18 protein-coding genes are annotated in these 19026 nt (G+C 62.5%); 7 read left to right on the top strand and 11 right to left on the bottom strand.

Annotated features, from left to right (window positions below; translation table 11 throughout):
- Positions 1-11: 11 nt before the first annotated feature.
- The gene (gene gcvP / locus ACFODV_RS14990) at positions 12-2915 is read right to left on the bottom strand and encodes an aminomethyl-transferring glycine dehydrogenase (protein ID WP_379760848.1); all 2904 of its coding nucleotides are present in this window, start codon (positions 2913-2915) and stop codon (positions 12-14) included.
- A gap of 107 nt (positions 2916-3022) precedes the next feature.
- A complete protein-coding gene (gene gcvH / locus ACFODV_RS14985; protein WP_379760846.1) occupies positions 3023-3415 on the bottom strand; it encodes a glycine cleavage system protein GcvH in 393 nt (130 codons plus the stop codon).
- Between the two features lie 413 nt (positions 3416-3828).
- Between gcvH and ACFODV_RS14980 the strand changes: the two genes are divergently transcribed.
- The 5 genes from ACFODV_RS14980 (at position 3829) to ACFODV_RS14960 (ending at position 9887) form a co-directional block, all read left to right on the top strand.
- Positions 3829-5232: an alanine/glycine:cation symporter family protein gene (locus tag ACFODV_RS14980; protein WP_379760844.1), complete on the top strand. Its 1404-nt coding sequence runs from the start codon at positions 3829-3831 to the stop codon at positions 5230-5232.
- Positions 5233-5309: 77 nt separating this feature from the next.
- Positions 5310-6422 (top strand): glycine cleavage system aminomethyltransferase GcvT, encoded by a 1113-nt coding sequence (gene gcvT, locus ACFODV_RS14975; protein ID WP_379760842.1) that lies wholly within the window; start codon positions 5310-5312, stop codon positions 6420-6422.
- 302 nt (positions 6423-6724) lie between these two features.
- Positions 6725-7693 carry an ABC transporter substrate-binding protein gene (locus ACFODV_RS14970; RefSeq protein ID WP_379760840.1) on the top strand — a complete coding sequence of 323 codons (969 nt, stop codon included), beginning with the start codon at positions 6725-6727 and terminating at the stop codon, positions 7691-7693.
- A 94-nt stretch (positions 7694-7787) separates the two neighbouring features.
- Positions 7788-8822 carry an ABC transporter permease gene (locus tag ACFODV_RS14965; RefSeq protein ID WP_379760838.1) on the top strand — a complete coding sequence of 345 codons (1035 nt, stop codon included), beginning with the start codon at positions 7788-7790 and terminating at the stop codon, positions 8820-8822.
- A gap of 9 nt (positions 8823-8831) precedes the next feature.
- Positions 8832-9887 (top strand): quaternary amine ABC transporter ATP-binding protein, encoded by a 1056-nt coding sequence (locus ACFODV_RS14960; protein WP_379760836.1) that lies wholly within the window; start codon positions 8832-8834, stop codon positions 9885-9887.
- Positions 9888-9925: 38 nt separating this feature from the next.
- Here the strand turns inward: ACFODV_RS14960 and ACFODV_RS14955 are convergent, their stop codons facing one another.
- The 6 genes from ACFODV_RS14955 to ACFODV_RS14930 all read right to left on the bottom strand — a co-directional run bounded on the left by ACFODV_RS14955 (position 9926) and on the right by ACFODV_RS14930 (position 15099).
- On the bottom strand, positions 9926-10534 hold the full coding sequence (locus tag ACFODV_RS14955) for an alpha-ketoglutarate-dependent dioxygenase AlkB family protein (protein WP_379760834.1): 609 nt from the start codon (positions 10532-10534) through the stop codon (positions 9926-9928).
- Positions 10535-10583: 49 nt separating this feature from the next.
- Entirely contained in the window at positions 10584-11126 is a 543-nt protein-coding gene (locus tag ACFODV_RS14950; RefSeq protein ID WP_379760832.1) for a phosphatase PAP2 family protein, read from the bottom strand.
- A complete protein-coding gene (locus ACFODV_RS14945) occupies positions 11098-12258 on the bottom strand; it encodes a glycosyltransferase family 4 protein (protein WP_379760830.1) in 1161 nt (386 codons plus the stop codon). Before ACFODV_RS14945 ends, ACFODV_RS14950 begins: the two co-directional genes overlap by 29 nt.
- A gap of 108 nt (positions 12259-12366) precedes the next feature.
- Positions 12367-13290: a LysM peptidoglycan-binding domain-containing protein gene (locus tag ACFODV_RS14940; RefSeq protein ID WP_379760828.1), complete on the bottom strand. Its 924-nt coding sequence runs from the start codon at positions 13288-13290 to the stop codon at positions 12367-12369.
- A complete protein-coding gene (locus ACFODV_RS14935) occupies positions 13236-14105 on the bottom strand; it encodes an acetyltransferase (protein WP_379760826.1) in 870 nt (289 codons plus the stop codon). Before ACFODV_RS14935 ends, ACFODV_RS14940 begins: the two co-directional genes overlap by 55 nt.
- A gap of 94 nt (positions 14106-14199) precedes the next feature.
- Complete coding sequence (locus ACFODV_RS14930) at positions 14200-15099, bottom strand: LysR family transcriptional regulator (protein ID WP_379760824.1); 900 nt, start codon at positions 15097-15099, stop codon at positions 14200-14202.
- 224 nt (positions 15100-15323) lie between these two features.
- On the opposite strand from ACFODV_RS14930, the gene ACFODV_RS14925 reads away from it, so the two are divergent.
- Complete coding sequence (locus ACFODV_RS14925; RefSeq protein WP_290784628.1) at positions 15324-16025, top strand: CoA transferase subunit A; 702 nt, start codon at positions 15324-15326, stop codon at positions 16023-16025.
- 91 nt (positions 16026-16116) lie between these two features.
- The gene (locus ACFODV_RS14920; protein WP_379760822.1) at positions 16117-16776 is read left to right on the top strand and encodes a CoA transferase subunit B; all 660 of its coding nucleotides are present in this window, start codon (positions 16117-16119) and stop codon (positions 16774-16776) included.
- Positions 16777-16878: 102 nt separating this feature from the next.
- On the opposite strand, the gene ACFODV_RS14915 is transcribed toward ACFODV_RS14920, so the two are convergent.
- The 3 genes from ACFODV_RS14915 to ACFODV_RS14905 all read right to left on the bottom strand — a co-directional run bounded on the left by ACFODV_RS14915 (position 16879) and on the right by ACFODV_RS14905 (position 18982).
- Positions 16879-17646 carry a DUF1338 domain-containing protein gene (locus ACFODV_RS14915; RefSeq protein WP_379760819.1) on the bottom strand — a complete coding sequence of 256 codons (768 nt, stop codon included), beginning with the start codon at positions 17644-17646 and terminating at the stop codon, positions 16879-16881.
- Positions 17647-17772: 126 nt separating this feature from the next.
- Complete coding sequence (locus tag ACFODV_RS14910; protein ID WP_379760817.1) at positions 17773-18048, bottom strand: GrxA family glutaredoxin; 276 nt, start codon at positions 18046-18048, stop codon at positions 17773-17775.
- A 118-nt stretch (positions 18049-18166) separates the two neighbouring features.
- Complete coding sequence (locus ACFODV_RS14905; protein WP_379760815.1) at positions 18167-18982, bottom strand: inositol monophosphatase family protein; 816 nt, start codon at positions 18980-18982, stop codon at positions 18167-18169.
- Positions 18983-19026: the final 44 nt, after the last annotated feature.

Below are 19026 nucleotides of genomic sequence, written 5' to 3'. Positions count from 1 at the left end.
CTGCTGGTCTTTTACTCCCTGTATTCGTCGATGCTCGGGCAGGAGCAGATCAGCTGGCGGTCGCCGAAGACATTGTCGACCCGGTTCACCGTTGGCCAGTACTTCGCGGCCTTGACGGCTGCGGTGGGGAAGGCGGCCAGCTCGCGAGAGTAGGGGCGCGACCAGTGTTCGTCCATCAGGTCGGCCTGGGTGTGCGGGGCGTTTGCCAGGGGGTTCGCGTTTGCTGGCCATTCGCCTACTTCGACCCGGCGGATCTCCTCACGAATGGCGATCATGGCGTCGCAGAAGCGATCTATCTCGTAACGCGACTCCGACTCGGTGGGCTCGATCATCAGGGTGCCTGGCACCGGGAATGACATGGTCGGGGCGTGAAATCCATAGTCCATCAGACGCTTGGCGATATCTTCCTCGCTGACCCCCGATGCCGCCTTGAGAGGGCGAATGTCGATGATGCACTCGTGTGCCACGCTGCCGTTCTCGCCGCGGTAGAGCACCGGATAATGCTCACCGAGCCGGGCCGCGATGTAGTTGGCATTGAGGATGGCGAATTCGGTGGCCTCGCGCAGGCCGCGGGCACCCATCATCTTGATGTAGGCCCAGGAGATTGGCAGGATCGACGCCGAGCCGAAGGCCGCCGCCGACACGGCGCCACAGTCGGCATGAACGCCTGCCAGAGGGGTAACCACGTGATTCGACACGTAGGGCGCCAGGTGGGCCTTGACGCCGATCGGGCCCATCCCGGGGCCGCCGCCGCCATGGGGAATGCAGAAAGTCTTGTGCAGGTTGAGGTGGCTGACATCGCCTCCGAAGTCGCCGGGCCGGGTCAGGCCCACCTGGGCGTTCATGTTGGCACCGTCCACGTAGACCTGACCGCCGTGCTCGTGGACGATTGTGCACACCTCACGCACATTGGCCTCGAACACCCCGTGGGTCGAGGGGTAGGTGATCATGATAGAAGACAGAGCGTCGCCATGCTGTTCGGCCTTGGTACTCAGGTCTCCAACGTCGATGTTGCCCTGGGCATCGCATTCCACGACCACCACCTTTAGGCCGACCATGGCCGCCGAGGCCGGGTTGGTGCCGTGGGCGGAGCTCGGGATCAGGCAGACGTTGCGGTGACCCTCGCCGACGGCTGCCTGGTAGCGGCGGATCGCTACCAGCCCGGCGTACTCGCCCTGTGCGCCGGAATTGGGCTGCATGGAGATATGATCGTAGCCGGTCACCTCCACCAGGAAAGCGGAGAGCTCATCGATCATCTGCTGGTAGCCGGCCACCTGGTCGCGGGGAACGAAGGGGTGCACGTTAGCGAACTCCGGCCAGCTGATCGGGATCATCTCGCTGGTGGCGTTGAGCTTCATGGTGCAGGAGCCCAGCGGAATCATGGCATGAGTCAGCGACAGGTCCTTGTTCTCCAGGCGCTTGAGATAGCGCAGCATCTCGGTCTCGCTGCGATAGCGATGGAAAGTCGGGTGAGTCAGGAAGTCACTCTCGCGCCGGCACGCCGTTGGAATGCCCTGGGCTTCTTCGGCGACGGCGCGCTCGTCCAGGGCGTTGACCGACAGCCCATGTTCCTCGCCCAGCAGCACGTCGAACAGCACCGTCAGGTCGTGGACGGTGGTGGTCTCGTCGAGCGTCACGCCAACGTCGCCGTCTTCGAAATAGCGAAGGTTGATCTCGCGGGTCAGGGCGCGGCCGTGGAGCTTGCTGGCATCCACCCCGGTCAGACGCAAGGTGTCGAACCAGCTGTCATGGCCAAGCGTCACGCCCTTGTCCTTGAGGCCCAGGGCCAGCAGGGTGGTCAGGCGGTGAATACGTGAGGCAATGGTCCGCAACCCCTCTGCGCCGTGGTAGACGGCATAGAAGCTGGCGATGTTGGCCAGCAGGGCCTGGGCGGTGCAGATGTTGGAGGTCGCTTTCTCACGGCGGATATGCTGCTCGCGGGTCTGCATGGCCATACGCAGTGCCTGGCCGCCACGGCTGTCTTGGGAAACGCCGATGATGCGCCCCGGGATCGAGCGCTTGAGCTTGTCGGTGGTGGCGAAGAAGGCAGCGTGGGGCCCGCCGAAGCCCATCGGCACTCCGAAGCGCTGGGTGGTGCCGATGACGATGTCGGCACCCAGCGCACCAGGCTCCTTGAGCACTACCAAGCCCATGATGTCGGCGGCCACGCAGGTCATGATGCCGCGCTCACGTGCGTTTGCCAGCAGCGGCGCCAGGTCATGGACTTGTCCACTCTCGCCCGGATACTGCAGCAGCGCCCCGAAGACCTCCACCTCTGCCAGCTGAGCCACTGGCGCCACGAGCAGTTCGAAGCCGAAGTAGGCCGCCCGAGTGCGTACCACGTCCAGGGTCTGGGGCAGCACGTCATCGGCAACGAAGAACACCTCGCTCTTGGCCTTCTTGTTGGCCCGGTGACACAGCGCCATAGCCTCTGCAGCCGCGGTCGCCTCGTCGAGCAGCGAGGCGTTGGCCAGTTCCATACCGGTAAGGTCCATCACCATCTGCTGGAAGTTGAGCAGCCCCTCGAGACGACCCTGGGAGATCTCCGGCTGGTAGGGGGTATAGGCCGTGTACCAGCCCGGATTTTCCAGCACGTTGCGCTGAATCACCGGCGGCAGGTGCGTGCCGTGATAGCCCTGTCCGATATAGCTCTTGAAGACCCGGTTCTGTCTTGCCAGACGCTGAAGGTAGTCCAACGCCTCTGACTCGCTGCGCGGGGGGTCCAGATTGAGCTCGCGACCCAGGCGAATATCCGCAGGCACCGTGCGTTCGATCAGCGCCGAGAGGCTCTCAACCCCGAGGGTGGCCAGCATGGCTGCCACATCCCCCTCGCGGAGACCGTTGTGGCGTTGCAGGAAGTCATCGTGGGCGGCCAGGTCGGCCAGGTCGGCCAGGCGGCGTGTATCTATCGGCATGGGGGCACCGTAGCAGGGTCTAGGCCGTCCGAGGGACGGACGCGGGGCGATGATATCGACGCCCCCCGACCAGGATGGCCGGGGCAGCAAGAGGTATCGTGGCGAAGTCAGTCGTCTGACTGGGCTACGGCGGCGTAGCCGTCGGCGTCGAGCAGGTCATCGAGCTGGGTGCTGTCGTTCAGACGCACCTTCATGATCCAGCCGCCTTCGTACGGGGTCTCGTTAACGGTCTCTGGGGCGTCCTCGAGGGCGTCGTTGACAGCAATAATCTCGCCGGCGACCGGGGCGTAGAGATCAGACGCGGCCTTCACCGACTCGATCACGCCGAACTCTTCCTTGCGGGTGAGGGTGCGGCCTACCTCGGGCAACTCCACGAACACCACATCGCCCAGCGCTTCCTGGGCATGGTCGCTGATGCCGATGGTCACTGTGCCGTCACCGTTGTCGAGCACCCATTCATGGCTGTCGGCGTAGCGGAGGTTGGCAGGAATTGAGCTCATGGGAATTTCCTATACGAAAAAGGTTTTCAGGATTCGCAAATGCTAACGCCATCCGCGGCATTTGGCGAGCCCCCGGGACCTCTCGCAGGGGCGCCCGACCTCAAGGGGGACGACGTTGGCGATCGCACCGTGAAAAGAACGACGCTGGCGACCAGTCAGACTATTTTGCGAGAGATGTGTATCGCGAACTCTCTGTCATCATTCGTGTTTCTTTCAGGAAACCTGCATTTATTGCATGAGCCAGAGTTGATGCGTTGGCACTCGTCAGGGTGGTGAAGAGGCGGCAAGATCCGCTATCTTAGGGCGGTTCGTTTCATCTTTCCTGTGCATGATGACCGCGAGGGCGGGATGATCGCCTGGTATCATGGGCTGTGAACGACAAATCAAAACAACAACCGCTATGGGAGATTCACGTGGAAACCTTGACCAGTATTTTCGGCTCAATCAACGGCGTGGTGTGGGGCCCGTTGATGCTTATCCTGCTATTGGGGGTAGGCCTCTACCTGCAGATTGGCCTAAAGCTGATGCCGATCCGCAAGCTTGGCATGGGGTTCAGGCTGTTGTGGCAGGGGCGGGATGCCAAGCCGGTGCCCGGGGAAAAGAAAAAAGACGACGACGGCGAGATCTCGCCTTTTAATGCTCTGATGACGGCCCTGTCCGCCACCATCGGCACCGGTAATATCGCTGGCGTGGCCACCGCCATCGCACTGGGTGGGCCAGGCGCGGTGTTCTGGATGTGGATCACGGCGCTGGTGGGTATGGCCACCAAGTTCGCCGAGGCGGTACTGGCGGTTCGCTATCGGGAGACCGACAGCACGGGCTTTCACGTGGGCGGCCCGATGTTCTACATCAAGAATGGCCTGGGGAAGAAATGGCTGTGGCTGGGCGGTGCCTTCGCCTTCTTCGGCGCGGTGGCGGCCTTCGGTATCGGCAACACCGTGCAGTCCAATTCGGTCGCCGATGCCCTGGATTCCACTTTCGGCATACCCCACGGGCTCACCGGCGTGGTGATCATGGTATTGGCCGGCGCAGTCATCCTCGGCGGTATCAAGCGAATCGCCAAGGTAGCCGGCAAGCTCGTGCCGATCATGGGCATCCTCTACGTCATCGCCGGGCTCTTGGTCTTGATCATCAATGCCGGCCAGGTCGGTGAGGCCTTCAGACTCATCTTCTACTACGCCTTCAACCCGATCGCGGCGGCCGGCGGTTTCGCCGGGGCAGCGGTGATGGCGGCCATCCGCTTCGGCGTGGCCCGCGGTATCTTCTCCAACGAAGCGGGCCTGGGCAGCGCGCCCATCGCCCATGCCGCGGCCAGGACGAAGAACCCGGTGCGCCAGGGCATGATCGCAATGCTCGGCACCTTCATCGATACCATCGTGATCTGTACCATCACCGCCCTGGTGATTCTTACCTCCACGGTGTGGGTCGAGGGCGAGGCGGGTGCCTCACTGACGGCGCTCTCCTTCGACGCGGCGCTCCCCGGGTTCGGTAACCAGATCGTCTCAGTGGCGCTGGCGGTCTTTGCCTTCACCACCATCCTGGGCTGGTCCTTCTACGGGGAAAAGTGCTTCCAATTCCTGTTCGGCACCCGGTCGATCATGCTCTACCGGGTGCTGTTTGTGCTGGCGATTCCACTGGGCGCCATGGCCAATCTTGGTTTTATCTGGCTAATGGCCGACACCTTCAACGCCCTGATGGCGATTCCCAACCTGATCGCCCTGGCGCTGCTGTCGCCGGTGGTGTTCAAGCTGACCCGAGACTATTTCGACGGCAAGGACATCCTGCCGGGCGAAGAACTTGATCACGACAAGGGCTGATACCGGCCCGATGACCGCGGGAGGTGCCCAGGGCACCTCCCGCGGTCATTTTGCGACCTATCCGTGAGGGAGAAGCAATGAGCGAACTCAAGCACACCCCGCTGCACACGCTGCATGGGGAACTGGGCGCGAAGCTGGTCCCCTTCGCCGGCTTCGATATGCCAGTGCAGTATCCACTGGGCGTCAAGAAGGAACATGAGCACACCCGCAGCGCCTGTGGCCTGTTCGATGTGTCCCATATGGGACAGCTGCTGCTGCGTGGGCCATCGCCGGCCGAGGCGCTGGAGACGCTGGTGCCGGCGGATATCCTGGGGCTCGAGAAGGGCTGGCAGCGCTATGCCCTGTTCACCAGCGAGGAGGGCGGCATACTTGACGACCTGATGGTGGTCAATGCCGGCGACCATCTCTACTTAGTGGTCAATGCCGCCTGTCGGGAGCAGGACATTGCTCATCTGCGCCGCGGCCTCTCCGAGGGCCACGAAATCGAGGTGCTTGACCGCGGACTGTTGGCGCTGCAGGGGCCCAGGGCCGCAGATGTCATGGCGCGGCTCTGCCCGACGGCCTGCGAGATGGTCTTTATGCAGCATGGACGGTTCAGCCTTAAAGGAATCGATGTCTGGATCAGCCGCAGCGGTTATACCGGCGAAGATGGCTTCGAGATCTCGGTCGCTGCCGAGCAGAGCGAGACCCTGGCCCGTCGCCTCCTCGAGGAGGCCGAGGTGGAGGCGATCGGCCTCGGCGCGCGGGATTCGCTGCGACTTGAGGCGGGGCTCTGCCTCTATGGCCACGACATCGACACAGAGACCACGCCGGTGGAAGCGGGCCTAATCTGGGCCATCGGCAAGCCGCGCCGCCAGGGCGGGGAGCGTCCCGCCGGATTCCCCGGGGCGGATGTGATTCTTCATCAGATAGAAGCAAAGGACCATCGGCGTAAGCGGGTCGGCCTGCTGGGCGAAGGGCGTGCCCCAGTCCGCGAGGGGGCAAAGTTGTTCGATGTCGACGGCAACAGTATCGGTGTCGTGACCTCAGGTGGCTTCGGGCCCAGCGTTGGCCAGCCGGTGGCCATGGGATATGTCACCCTGGCACAGTCGGAGCCCGACACTCAGGTGTTTGCCGACGTTCGCGGCAAGCGTTTGCCGATGACGGTGAGCCGGATGCCCTTCGTGACGCCGGGCTACTATCGCGGGTGAGGGGTGTTGATGCCTCACGTTGGCAAGCGGCCACCTTCGGGTGGCCGCTCTGTTTTGGTATCTGCGACATGTCTTCTTTTTATACCGTTATCTTAGCAAATAACACTTCGCATGCACTTCTTTATATGCCACCGCCACTAGCGTTGACTTAACGCTGGCTTGGCGCCTAGCGTAACCGTGGTGTAATCGTGTATTTTGACAAATATAATTAAAATATAGAACTTGATACCTATAATCTATTTGCTGAATAGGCCTACAGGGTGACTTGCTCTGCGGCCTTCAGTGTTTTACGGAGAACATTCATGAAAAGATCGCTTTCATCCGCTGCACTTTCCGCCTCGCTGCTGGTTCCGGGTCTCGCTTTTGCCGACTGCGGCGATGTCACTATTACCGAAATGGGCTGGGCGTCCAATGAAGTCGTGACAGGCGTGGCAAAGTTTCTCATGGAGCAGGGCTACGGCTGTGAGGTTTCCGTGGTGCCCTCCGATACGGTTCCTGCCGTGACCTCGGTGGCCGAAAATGGCGAACCCGACGTGGTAACCGAGCTCTGGTTGAACTCCGCCGGCGAGGCCTACCTGCGTCTTGAGGAAGAGGGGCGGGTCGAACGCCTGGGCAGAGTGCTCGATCCGGGCGGCGTAGAGGGCTGGTGGATTCCCAGCTACCTGGCCGAGGAGCATCCCGAGCTGACCACCATCGAGGGGATCATGGCGAACCCTGAACTCGTCGATGCGCGTTTCAACAACTGCCCGGATGGCTGGGGTTGTCGGGTAGTCAGTGACAATCTGATTCGCGCGCTGGATCTCGAGGAAGCCGACATCGAGATCTTCAACCACGGATCAGGCGAAACCCTGGCTTCCTCGATGGCATCGGCCGTGCAGAGCAATGAACCTTGGTTCGGCTACTACTGGGGCCCGACCGTGCCGCTGGGAAAATATGAGATGACCCGCGTGGAAATCGGCGATTACGATGCCGCCATCCATACTCGCAACCAGACACAAGATGCCGATAACCCGGGAGTGTCCGATTTTCCGGCCGCGACCGTGCTGACCTCGGTCACAACAGATTTCAAGGAGCGTGAGCCCGAGGTCGCCGAAATGCTGAGCCGGATGACGTTTCGCACATCGGACATGAGCGCCATTCTCGCCTGGATGGACGATAACAACGCATCGGGTCAAGAAGCTACGGTCTACTTTCTGACGGAGTATCCCGACGACTGGTCTGGCTGGGTCAATGACGCCGCTCGTGAGCGGCTGGTGAACCTTCTCAACTGAACCCGTTGATGCCGGTGCCGGCCAGGTTGGTCGGCACATTTAACCCGTTCGTTGATGTCTTTCCGATCCGGGATGACCGTCAAGAGACACTCTCATGACAAGCTATCAAACTCTCTTTTCCACGCTCGGCCTGGAAGAGTGGTGCGCATCTGGCCAGAGTGAAGGCCCCATGTCCATGTCGGATCTTCTTTCCAGGACCAGCGGTGCCCAGGCCAGCGATGCCGCCTGGTGGGAGTTGCCGTTTCCCTCACTGAATGCGCTCCATGAGGCCTGCGGTGCGATCCCGCGCTCCCGCGACCTGACTTTGGGGCTTGAGCAGGGCTTTTTGGCAGTCAAGGATTCGCTCAGCCTGGTGCTTGACCCGTTGACCCAGCCCCTCAGCTGGCTCCTGGACGGTGCGCTTTATGCGATGACAAGCAGCCCCTGGTGGTTGACCATTCTGCTGTTGCTGCTGGTGGTCTTTGCGGTCACCCGTTCACTCAAGCTGGTGGCGCTGGTAGGGCTCAGCGTGTGCCTGCTGGCCTTTATTGACCACTACGAACATGCCATGCAGACGCTGGCGATCATTCTTGTCTGTGCCTTTATCTGTGTGCTTCTGGGTGTTCCCATCGGCATTGCCATGTCCCGCAGCAACACCATGCAGCGCTACACCACGCCGGTGCTGGACATGCTGCAGACGTTGCCGCCCTTCGTTTACCTGATTCCGTTGATCTTCCTGTTCAGCGTGACGGAGTCGAAGCTCTACGGCATCGCCATCATTCTCTATGCCATCGTGCCGGTCATTCGTCTCACCAACCTGGGTATACGGCTTGTCGATCCCGATGTCATCGAGGCGGCCAACGCTTTCGGCATGACGCCTCGCCAGAAGCTTCTCAAGGTCCAGATTCCGCTGGCGCTCCCCAACATCATGGCCGGCGTTAATCAGACCATCATGATGAGCCTCGCCATGGTGGTGATCGCCTCTCTGGTGTCGGCGCCGGGGCTTGGTGTACTGGTGCTCCGAGGCATCCGAAACCTCGAGTTGGGTGTCGGTCTGGTATCCGGGCTGGGCATCGTGATTCTCGCGGTGATTCTCGATCGAGTCACCAAGGCGTCCTTGGCGCGCATCAATTCCGCCGAACGGCAGTAAGGACTGAACGTGACGACTCAGGTCAAGATCACCATCCGGGATCTCTACAAGATTTTTGGCCCGACGCCGCTGGCAGCTCTGGAGCATGTGCGTGCGGGAATGGGCAAGGCCGAACTCCTCGAGCACCACGGCCACGTGCTGGGCCTGCAGGACATCAATGTCGACATTCGCGACGGGGAGATCACCGTCATCATGGGGCTGTCGGGATCGGGAAAGTCGACGCTGATCCGACATATCAATCGTCTGATCGAACCCACGGCTGGCGATATCCTCATTGATGACGACAACATTCTGTCGTACTCGCTGGATCAGATGAGAGAGCTGCGCCGCGAGCGGCTGTCGATGGTCTTCCAGAAGTTTGCGCTGCTGCCGCACCGAACCGTACTCGAGAATGCCGGTATGGCGCTCGACGTGCGCGGCTTCAACGTCTCCGACTATGAGCAGGAAGCCACGCAGTGGCTCAAGCGTGTCGGTCTTGAAGGCAACGAGTCCCAATATCCCCACCAGCTGTCCGGCGGCATGCAGCAGCGTGTGGGCATCGCCCGTGCGCTGGTATCCAACGCACCGATCATGCTGATGGACGAGGCATTCTCGGCACTGGATCCTCTGATTCGCTCCGACATGCAAGATCTGCTGCTGGAACTGCAGCGCGAGCTGCGCAAGACCATCGTCTTCATCACCCACGACCTCGACGAATCGCTGAAGTTGGCCGACCATCTGGTGATTCTCAAGGACGGGCTGGTCGTTCAGCAGGGCGACCCCCAGGAGATCCTGCTAAATCCGGGGGATCCCTACATTGTCGACTTCATCAGCGATATCAATCGAGCGCGGGTGCTGCGAGTCCGTTCGGTGATGGCGCCGCTGAACGGTACCGATCACAAGTGGACGGGGGATATCGACGAGCAATCGAATCTGGAAAACGTGCTGTCCCGCTCCGGAGGCGAAGCCAACGCTATCTTTCGCGTCATGCGCGAGGGTCGGCCGGTGGGTGTGCTGTCCATGCAGGACGTCATGCGCGCGCTGGTCCCCCTTGAGGCCGCTTCTGAGCCACGCATGCGCGGATAGCGGCGTTCCTCGGTCTGACGCCATGTCGTCATCGCAGGTTAGCCCGATGGTCGAGTGTCACGAAACGTCAGGCTGATGCGCAGGCCAGGCAGCCGTCGCGGCAACAGGGCATGTTGCAGGACGCGCTGCGTGCCGGGCCCCATCACCAGCAGGCTGTCGTGGGGTAGCCAGACGTTGAAAGCCTCAGCGCGACGGTCCTTCCAGCGAAAACGCAGCGGGCGCTCACAACCCAGCGATACCGCGGCGATCAGAGGGGCGACGCCAAGCTCCGGCTCGTCATCGCTGTGCCATCCCATCTTTTCGTCGCCATTGGCATAGCGGTTGAGCAGCACGCTGTTGAAGCGTCCCGGGACGCCGGCGGTGGGCAGGGCGTCCACCACCCGATCCCTTAGGTCTGCCACGGCGGGATGCCAGGGCTCTGGGTAAAAGTCACGGCCCGAATAGCGATAGCTGGCTTCGGGGTCGCCCATCCATACCTGGCAGCGTGGAATGGCGTGTTCCCGGCCGTAGAGACGCAGAGTGGGGCGCTGCCAGGGAAGCTCGGCATCGAGGGTAGCGAGCAGCCTGGCGGCATCGGGCTCTCCCATCAGGGGAGCCGCAAGCCACAACGGCGGGTCGGGTAATAGCATTTCGATGTCGATCGGCATCGCTCAAGGATGCCACGCTGGCGCTTATACGACGAGCCTCTCGGGGGCGTCAGCCGATAAAGGCAAGGCTCACCCCGGCAAACAGCAGGCCGAGCAGGGCTCCGGCGAGCACGTCGCTCAGGTAGTGGAGCCCGAGGCCGACACGCGAGAGGGCGATCAGGCCGACCAGCGGTAACAGCCATGGCGCTAGCCACGGCACATGGTTTGCGGTCAGCACCAGGAACATCACGGCATGCATGGTGTGCCCGCTGGGAAAACTGTAGCGATCCCGCGCCGGCTCGTTGCAGTGCACATTGCCTACGAAGGTAATGAAGGGCCGCTCACGACACAGACGAGTCTTTATCAGGCGGTAGACGCCGATAGCGGCCAGCGCCGTGAGCAGATACTGAGCCAGATGCTGCCAGCCACCGGTCTCGTGTAGGAACGGCTGGGCGATTATCAGGGCCACCCAGACGGGCCAATCGCCGAGTTTACTGGCCAGGCGCAGCAGGGATAGCCAGGGTCGATAAAGATTGAGGCGTCCGATGCGTTGACAGAGCCGCCACTCCAGCAGATCGAGGCGGTCAAGCAGGACGGGGGCGCGAGGCTGCATGAGGTGTCTCCCGGGCATGGGCGAGGGTGTCGAGGAAGGTGTCGGTAATCGCCGGCCAGCTGTAGGCCAGGGCGCGCTGGCGGGCACTGCGACCCAGACGGGCGCGCCGTGCCGGCTGCTGACAGAGGGTGACGGCGGCCTCACGAAAGCCGTCGGCGTCATCCACTGCCAGTGCCAGCCCGTTATGGTCGTGATCGATGAGCTCGTCGCCGGCGGCATGGCAGAAGGCCACGGCGGCCAGGCCGCTGGCCATGGCTTCAAGCAGCACATTGCCCCATGTCTCGGAAAGCGACGGAAATAGGAAGAGATCGGCGCTGGCGTAGTGGCGGGCCAGTTCGTCGGCGGGGATGAATCCGGTGAAGTGGGCATTGGGAAGCGCCGCTTCCAGGGCGCGCCGTCCCGGGCCGTCTCCAACGATCACGACGCAGGCGTCAGGGCTGGCGTCGCTGAGGGCCATGCAGCTTTCGCGCAGCAGAGCCAGGTTCTTCTCCGGGGCCAAACGTCCGACGTGGAGAATCACTGGCGTGTGCTCGCCGGCGCCCCACTGCGCGCGCAGCTCGGGGTCGCGGTGAGATGGCGAGAAACGCTCGCCGTCGATGCCGCGAGCCATGACGCGCACCCCCATGAAGCCATCTGCCGTCAGGTCGTCGGCCTGACGGTGCGTCGGCACCAGGGTGGCCTGGCTGCGGTTGTGGAAGGTGCGTAGCCGGCGCCGCACGGGCCCGCTGAGCCAGGGGAGGCCGTAGTCATGGCAGTAGTGGTCGAAGTTGGTATGCCAGCCGGCAACGCTGGGGATGTCCAGGCGCCTGGCGATGCTCTGTGCCGACCAGCCCAGCGGCCCCTGAGTGGCCAGATAGACCACGTCGGGGCGCTGTTTCTGCCAGAACTGCCTGAGGCTTCGCGGGGCGGGCAGACCCAGGCGCACCTCTCGATAGCCGGGTAGCGAGACGCCACGCACCCTCAATTCAGCCTCCACGCCGTTGCTGCAAAGCGGCGCAGGGTCAGTCGGAGTGGGACGCACGAGCTGTAATCGATGGCCCAGGGCGAGGGCCTCTCGGCTCAGGTGGCCAAGGGTGTGGGCGACGCCGTTGATCTCCGGCGCCCAGGTCTCGCTGACCATACAGATACGCATGTGCATCCCCGCTGCGTGGCGGACCCGTCTTGGGCCCTGTCACGAAACAACAATGGACAAACGCGATGACACCCCGGCGACGCCGGAGTGACGATTGCATGACGCGAATCAGCGCAGGACGCGACGGGGGTCGACGGGCTTGCCGCCGTGGCGCAGGTCAAACAGTAGGTCATAGCGCTCGCTTGCGCTGCTGAAGCCGACTTCGCACACCGGGGTGCCGCGGTTGACTCGGTCACCGTTGGCGACCAGTGGCGTCTCGCAGAGCGCGTAGACACTCTGGAGGTTGTCGGCGTGATGGACGATGACCACCTGGCCAAGCTGACGCATGCTGTCGGCGAAGCGTACTTCGCCATCGGCCACGGCGCGTGCCTGAGCCCCGCGATTGGTGGCCAGCAGCATCGGCTGCAGGGTGCCGCGGGCGTCGGTGCCGAAGGCGCGCACGATGCGGTAGTCTTCCAGCGGCCAGGGCCAGTTGCGAGCTGAGCGGGGCAGGTCGCCAGGGTCGGGAAGGCGGGTTCGGGCTGGCGGCGATGTGCTGCTCGCACTCCCGTTGGTTGCGCGACTGGCGATGGCCGCGCCGCCCGCGAGCGGCACCTGAAGCATCTGGCCGACCCTCAGGTCGGTGGGGATGACACCGGGATTGGCGGACTGGATGCGCGAGGCGCGAGTGCCGAAGCGCCGAGCGATGTTCGTAAAGGTGTCGCCGGGGCGCACCTGGTAACGATAGGGCCCGCCGGAAGGGGCGCGCTCTTGCTGGGTTGGCATGAGTAGCCGCTGGCCAACGGCGAGACGCTTCGAGTCAGCATCGGGGTTGAAGCGCTGCAGGCGTTCCAGGGGAACGCCACCGCGTCGGGCGATCTCCCCCAGGGTATCGCCGCGCTGAACCACTACCCAGCCGCCGCTGTCAGCACCGCTGGTGGTTCGAGCACTGGGAGGAGCGTCGGGCTGTGAGGCACAGCCGGCAAGCACCATCAGCGTCACCACCAGCGCGAGAGTGAGTCGTCCTTTTCCTGCCACAGGGCGTTGAGCCATGAATGGAAGCGTTCCTTGTAGTCCGGATCGTCGTAATTGCCCTCGAGCATCCACGCGGGAATCTCGATGCGCCTGGCCACCAGGACGATGCCCTGCTCCTGGCCGCAGAGGAAACCCCAGAAGGTGGGGTCTGGATTCTCGTAATGCAGCGTTACGTCGAGAATACCACCGAGCCGGTCACCGAGCAGGTTCAGTACCTGGGCGATCCCGCCAGCCCTGGGGCGCAACAGGTGTGTGTAGGGAGAACGTTGGGCGGCATGCTTGGCCGGCGTGAAGCGGGTGCCCTCGACAAAGTTGTAGATGGCGATGGGCCGCTCTCGGGCATGGCGGCACATGCGCTCGGTGGCCTCTCGGTCTCGGCGAGCCAGGTGGGGGTGACGCTCCCGCTGCTGGGCGTTGAGGCGGCGCAGCATCGGAAACTCCATGGCCCAGAACGCCAGGCCGACGATGGGGACCCAGATCAGCTGGCGCTTGACGAAGAAGTGCGGCATGGGAATGCGCCGATGCAGGCCAAAGAAGAGGATAAAGATATCGGTCCAGCTGCGATGGTTGGAAAGCACCAGCCACCACTGGTCCTGGGAGAGGCCCTCAGGAAGGTGCATCTTCAGTTGGGGTTGCAGCCAGTGACGCATCCACCAGACATTGCTGCCTGCCCAGTTGAGCGCCACCCGATTGAGTCCCTTGAGCACACGGCGGCGCAGGTTCCGACTGGGAGTGACCAGCTTGAGCAGGGTCAGCAGGATCAGCGGAATGCCCCAGAGAACAGTGGTCAGGAAAAGCAGCAGGATGCTGACGAGCCCCTTGAAGATCGGCATGCGACTCTCCCTATTGCATGGTCTGGGGTGGCGCTGTCACCAGGTGGCGGCAGCAATGCTAAAGGATCGTTGCGCGCCTGCCCAGCGCTTCAGTTCACGCTGGCAGACTCCCCTCGGGTGTCTCGTTGGTCTCTATCAGCACCTGGCGCAGGGCCAGGGCGGCGGCCGACAGCCCCCCGTAGGAGAGCATGCCGACGGCGTGCTCAATGGCCGGGTCATCCAGCGGCAGGCAGCGGGCGCCGAGCTCTTCCATCTGCTTGGCGCACAGCGATGGTACCGCGCTGACCCCCAGACCACTGGCTACCATGCGTCCCACGGTGGCCAGCTGGTGACTCTCAAAGGCGGCTGTCAGGTGAATGCCACGTTTGCCGATCTGTTGCTCGAGTAGCCTGCGCACCATGGAGGGGCGCTGCAGGGCAATGAAGTCATGCGTCAGCAGGATTTCCCAGCTGAGCCTGTCGTGGCGGGCTAGCAGCGAATTGGGCGGCACCACGGCCACGAAGCGGTCGATGAACAGCGCCGTAAAGGTGAGGCTGCCCGACGCCTCTGGCTCGAAGGCGATGCCCAGTTCTACCTGCCGATCGCGTACCATGTCGATGACCTGCTCGTTGATCACGTCGTGAACCGTGACGTTGATCCGTGGATGACGGTTGCGGAAAGCCATCAGCGCCGCGGGCAGCAGGTTGCTGGCAAACGACGGCATGGCGGCAATCGACAGGCGGCCCAGCTGAAGCGTAAAGCGCTGGCGCATCAACTCCTCGGTGTTGTCCCACTCCGCCAACAGGCGCTTAGCGAGGGGCACGAAGGATTCACCCTCCGGGGTGAGGCGAACGCTGCGGGTGGTGCGGATCAGCAGGCGTCCGCCGAGGCTCTCCTCGAGTCCCTTGATGGCCAGGCTCAGTGCCGGCTGGGAGAGATGCAGCCGCTCGCAGGCCTGAGTGAAACTCAGGGTCTGGGCCACGGCGAGAAAGGCGCGGAGCTGCTTGACGGTCATTCCATGCTGCCAAAGTCTAATTTATGAGTGATTTAAATCAATCGATAAAAAAAACAAAATTAACAAATATATAGCCAGGGTCAACACTATTGTTAGTGAGGTCTTGAGAACGTTGACTCTTCACCGCATGGTAGATGCACAGGATTCGCCGTTCATCGACGGCAAAGCTTCACCACCGCAACGTTTTCCCCATCTGTTCACAACAACATGAGGCGCCACCTATTATGGCCGGATTCGACAAGCGCGTTAATTCCTATGAAGAGGCGATGGCAGGCATCGAGAGCGGCATGACCGTTGTTGCCGGTGGCTTTGGCCTGTGCGGCATTCCCGAGAACCTGATCGGCGAGATCAAGCGTCTCGGCGTCAAGGACCTCACCGTCATCTCCAACAACTGCGGTGTGGACGGATTCGGCCTTGGCCTGCTGCTGGAGGACAAGCAGATCTCGCGCTTCTTCGCCTCCTACGTGGGCGAGAATGCCCTGTTCGAGCAACAGATGCTCAATGATGAGATCGAGGTGATCCTGACGCCCCAGGGCACTCTGGCCGAGAAGATGCGCGCCGGCGGCGCGGGCATCCCCGCCTTCTATACGGCCACCGGCTACGGCACACCGATCGGTGACGGCAAGGAAGTCCGCGAGTTCAACGGTCGCCACTATATTCTCGAAGAGGCGTTTCACGCGGACTTCGCCATCGTCAAGGGCTGGAAGGCTGACCGTTACGGCAACGTGGTCTACCGCGATACCGCCCAAAATTTCAATCCGTTGGCCGCCACCTGCGGCAAGATCACCGTGGTGGAAGTGGAGGAGATCGTTGAGCCCGGCGAGTTGAGCCCCGATCAGATCCACACCCCGGGCATCTATGTCGATCGTATCATTCAGGGCAGCTTCGAGAAGCGCATCGAGAAGCGCACCGTCCGCGAGGCCTGAGGTCGCCGCGATTCGATGATTGCCGGCCCGGCCGGCGCTTAACCCTGAGCTTCTCCCCCGAAGCTGTTATATCGAACAATGAGGCAACAAGATGGCACTTACTCGCGAACAGATGGCAATGCGCGTGGCGCGCGAACTCGAGGACGGCTTCTACGTCAACCTGGGCATCGGCATCCCGACCCTGGTGGCGAACTACGTGCCGGACGGCATCGACGTGATGCTGCAGTCAGAGAATGGCCTCCTCGGCATGGGGCGTTTCCCCACCGAGGAGGAAGTCGACGCCGACATGATCAACGCCGGCAAGCAGACGGTCACCGCGCGTCCCGGCGCGGCAATCTTCGACTCCTCGGAGTCCTTCGCCATGATTCGCGGTGGCCATGTGGATTTGACCGTGCTGGGCGCCTTCGAGGTTGATCAAAACGGCAACATCGCCTCCTGGATGGTTCCCGGCAAGCTGATCAAGGGCATGGGCGGCGCCATGGATTTGGTGGCCGGTGCCGAGAACATCATCTGCACCATGACCCACGCTTCCAAGCACGGCGAATCCAAGCTGCTCGAGAGCTGTAACCTGCCGCTGACCGGCGCCGGCTGTATCAACCGGGTGCTCACCGACCTGGCCTACCTGGAGATCAAGGACGGCGCCTTCCATCTCAAGGAACGTGCCCCGGGTGTGTCCGTCGAGGAGATTGTCGAGAAGACGGCCGGCAAGCTGGTCGTGCCCGATCACGTTCCGGAAATGACCTTCGACTGATCACACCTCATGAGAGTCTGACCCAATATGTGAGTCTGACCCAATGTGATCCTCCCCGGCCCGGACGTTCTGCGTCCGGGCCGGCGTCGTTTACAAGGACGGTCAGGCGATCTCGCAACGGGTGTGGTGAGGCAGTAGCAGCTCCACGGCGCGATCCTGGTTGGCGCTTACCGATTTCTGAACCAGCGCCAGTCCCCCGCTGTCGATGCGGTGCTCATCGCCATCGGCAAAGGGTAGGCGCTGGGAGCAGGCAGGATAGAAGCGGTAATCGATCAGTCCTGATACCGGAAAGAGGCCGTGGTGTCGGTCGCTGGTGCCGTCGAACCCGCGCTCAGACAGTCGCAAGTCAAAATGCTCGAGGGAGTCGCCGAGGCGTTGGCAGTCGAAGCCGGCATGGTGCAGGCGCGGGCCATTGACAGCAAGCAGGCCGGCGAGAGGATGAGCTGAATGGAGCAGTTGGTAGGTAGACCAGTCCGGCATCGGCCAGGGTCGACCGCGGCACAGCAGATTCTGGCCGCGGCGGTCGGCCTCAGGGGCCAGGGCCATCAGCGATTCCAGGCGTTGGCGGGGTAGTCGGGACAGAGTGCCAAGCTGCAGCTCGGCCAGCACCAGCCAAGGACCGCCGTCGGGAGGGAAGAGAAGTGTCACCAGCAGGCCGCGGTCGGCCATGGCATGGCGGTTCCCCGTCCGATAGCCAAGGCGAGACAGACTGGGCAGCAGGGCGTCCATGCACCATGGGCCATGATTGAGTGTCAACAGCGCTAGGTACTCCGCCTGGGCGTCGATCGGCCAGAGACGGAGAGCACCCACATCCGGGTGCTGGTGGATATAGTCCAGCCACAGCTGCTGGACAAACTCTTCCCTCTGCATCGTTGGCTTCCCTTGTCATGGATGCTGTCGGGAAGTATAGGCAGATGACCTCTCAGGCCTTTCAACGCGGGATGACGTTTTCACCCGTTCGACCGCGTTGGGGAAGCTGGTGAAATTCTTAAAGAGTCAAATGCTGCGGGCGGGCTCCAGCAGGCCATGCTTTCGCACGTACTGTTCAAATTCGGTGTAGCCACCGATGGGAGTCTCATCGATGAAGACTTGCGGCACGGTATGCACCGGCTTGCCAATGGTTTTTTGAAGGTCGGCCTTGGTGATGCCCTCTGCCTGAATATCTACATAGCGAAACCCTTCGATGGCGCCGGCTCCCTGCAACCGGGTGGCGAGCTCGTTGGCGAACACACAGTAGGGGCAGCCGGGGCGGCCGAAGATGGCAACGAACATACGAGCTCCTGATGAAATAATTGATTAACAAAAAACATTGTGACGGATCGTCGACAGGCTCGCCAATAGCCGAGATCAGAGGGCGTCATTGGTTGACCCTATGAGCGGTTGGCAGGGCCTATACCCGCTCACCGGCATCGGCGCGGCGAAGCAGATCGCCTAGTTCACGGTAGATGCCAGGGCTGGTGACCAGCAGGTTCTCGCCGTAGAGGTCCTCGGGATAGCCCGTTGGGGGTGGGTAGAGATGACCGGTGCGAGCGCCGGCCTCCCGGGCGATCAACCAGCCGGCGGCGAAATCCCAGGGGGAGACGCTCTCGTAGTAGGCATCCAGTCTTCCGCAGGCCACGTCACAGAGATCCAGCGCCGCCGAGCCGTTGCGCCTCACGTCTTGGCAGCGCTGGAGAATGGCCGTCAGACGGCGCATGAGAGGTGGGCGGCTGTCGCGTCGGTAGGGAAAGCCAGTGCCTACCAGGCAGCGCTCGAGGTTGCCGGTGCGGCTGGACCGAATCGATTTCTCGTTGCAGTAGGCGCCCTGACCCGTTATGGCAGTGAAGGTCTCTCCGAGGAAGGGTGCATGGACCACGCCGATGCGCACGCGTCCGGCCACCGCCCAGGCGATGGAGACAGCCACATGGTGCAGGCCATGGGCGAAGTTGACCGTGCCATCGACGGGATCTATTACCCACAGCGGTGCATCGTCGGTCAGCACCTCGCGCTCCGGGGCCAGTTCCTCGCTGAGTCGCGCTTCGCCGGGGAAACTAGCCTCGAGCCGTGCGTTGATGTGGTTGTCTACGGCGACATCCACGTCGGTGACCAACTCCTGGCCTTGCTTGTAGCGGTGGCCAAACGTCTGCTGTTCCCTCGCCTCGCGAATCATCTCGCCGGCCTCCCTGGCGATCTCGACGGCCTGAGCCAGGCGTTCGGCATCGGTCATAAGAAGCTCCATAGGTTGCTGATAAGAGATGTCCAGCATAGCAG

Source organism: Halomonas tibetensis (assembly GCF_042643535.1).
In the GTDB taxonomy this organism is placed as follows: domain Bacteria; phylum Pseudomonadota; class Gammaproteobacteria; order Pseudomonadales; family Halomonadaceae; genus Halomonas; species Halomonas tibetensis.
The sequence above is the reverse complement of the archived record's forward strand: the minus strand, read 5'-3'. Positions and strand labels throughout refer to the sequence as shown.

Bases quoted from the DNA above. Each gene is read 5' to 3' on its own strand.
- gcvP (WP_379760848.1), bottom strand. From the start codon at position 2,915: ATGCCGATAGATACACGCCGCCTGGCCGACCTGGCCGACCTGGCCGCC.
- gcvH (WP_379760846.1), bottom strand. From the start codon at position 3,415: ATGAGCTCAATTCCTGCCAACCTCCGCTACGCCGACAGCCATGAATGG.
- gcvT (WP_379760842.1), top strand. From the start codon at position 5,310: ATGAGCGAACTCAAGCACACCCCGCTGCACACGCTGCATGGGGAACTG.
- ACFODV_RS14970 (WP_379760840.1), top strand. From the start codon at position 6,725: ATGAAAAGATCGCTTTCATCCGCTGCACTTTCCGCCTCGCTGCTGGTT.
- ACFODV_RS14965 (WP_379760838.1), top strand. From the start codon at position 7,788: ATGACAAGCTATCAAACTCTCTTTTCCACGCTCGGCCTGGAAGAGTGG.
- ACFODV_RS14955 (WP_379760834.1), bottom strand. From the start codon at position 10,534: ATGCCGATCGACATCGAAATGCTATTACCCGACCCGCCGTTGTGGCTT.
- ACFODV_RS14950 (WP_379760832.1), bottom strand. From the start codon at position 11,126: ATGCAGCCTCGCGCCCCCGTCCTGCTTGACCGCCTCGATCTGCTGGAG.
- ACFODV_RS14945 (WP_379760830.1), bottom strand. From the start codon at position 12,258: ATGCGTATCTGTATGGTCAGCGAGACCTGGGCGCCGGAGATCAACGGC.
- ACFODV_RS14940 (WP_379760828.1), bottom strand. From the start codon at position 13,290: ATGGCTCAACGCCCTGTGGCAGGAAAAGGACGACTCACTCTCGCGCTG.
- ACFODV_RS14935 (WP_379760826.1), bottom strand. From the start codon at position 14,105: ATGCCGATCTTCAAGGGGCTCGTCAGCATCCTGCTGCTTTTCCTGACC.
- ACFODV_RS14930 (WP_379760824.1), bottom strand. From the start codon at position 15,099: ATGACCGTCAAGCAGCTCCGCGCCTTTCTCGCCGTGGCCCAGACCCTG.
- ACFODV_RS14925 (WP_290784628.1), top strand. From the start codon at position 15,324: ATGGCCGGATTCGACAAGCGCGTTAATTCCTATGAAGAGGCGATGGCA.
- ACFODV_RS14920 (WP_379760822.1), top strand. From the start codon at position 16,117: ATGGCACTTACTCGCGAACAGATGGCAATGCGCGTGGCGCGCGAACTC.
- ACFODV_RS14915 (WP_379760819.1), bottom strand. From the start codon at position 17,646: ATGCAGAGGGAAGAGTTTGTCCAGCAGCTGTGGCTGGACTATATCCAC.
- ACFODV_RS14910 (WP_379760817.1), bottom strand. From the start codon at position 18,048: ATGTTCGTTGCCATCTTCGGCCGCCCCGGCTGCCCCTACTGTGTGTTC.
- ACFODV_RS14905 (WP_379760815.1), bottom strand. From the start codon at position 18,982: ATGACCGATGCCGAACGCCTGGCTCAGGCCGTCGAGATCGCCAGGGAG.